The sequence below is a fragment of the Pseudomonas sp. K5002 genome (assembly GCF_013386655.1).
Taxonomy (GTDB): domain Bacteria; phylum Pseudomonadota; class Gammaproteobacteria; order Pseudomonadales; family Pseudomonadaceae; genus Aquipseudomonas.
Genome location: NZ_JACARK010001741.1, coordinates 1 through 375 on the forward strand (window position 1 = coordinate 1; position 375 = coordinate 375).

Below are 375 nucleotides of genomic sequence, written 5' to 3' on the forward strand. Positions count from 1 at the left end.
AATCGCCCGGGCAATCGCCACGCGCTGGCGCTGCCCGCCCGACAGTTGCAACGGTCGGCGCTCGGCCAATTGCGGCGCCAGGCGTACCTGGTCGAGCAACTGTGTCACGCGGGCCGCCTGTTGCTCGGCGTCGATACCGGCAACGTCCAGCGCATCACTGAGGATCTGCCCCACCGTCCAGCGCGGGTCGAACGAACTCAGTGGGTCCTGATAGATCACGCTGATGTCGCGGCGATGCAGGCGTCGGGTTTTCTCCTCGACCCGTTCGGTGCCTGCCGCGGCCCATGGCTGGTCGAGAAAACGCACCTCGCCGGCATCCGGTTGCAGCAGCCCGAGGGCGATACGCGCCACCGTGGTTTTGCCCGAGCCGGATTC

General features: G+C 67.5%; 1 protein-coding gene. It reads right to left on the reverse strand.

From position 1 onward, the window contains the following. On the reverse strand, positions 1 to 375 hold a 375-nt coding region (locus HX846_RS39035), incomplete at both ends, for an ATP-binding cassette domain-containing protein (RefSeq protein ID WP_178967678.1).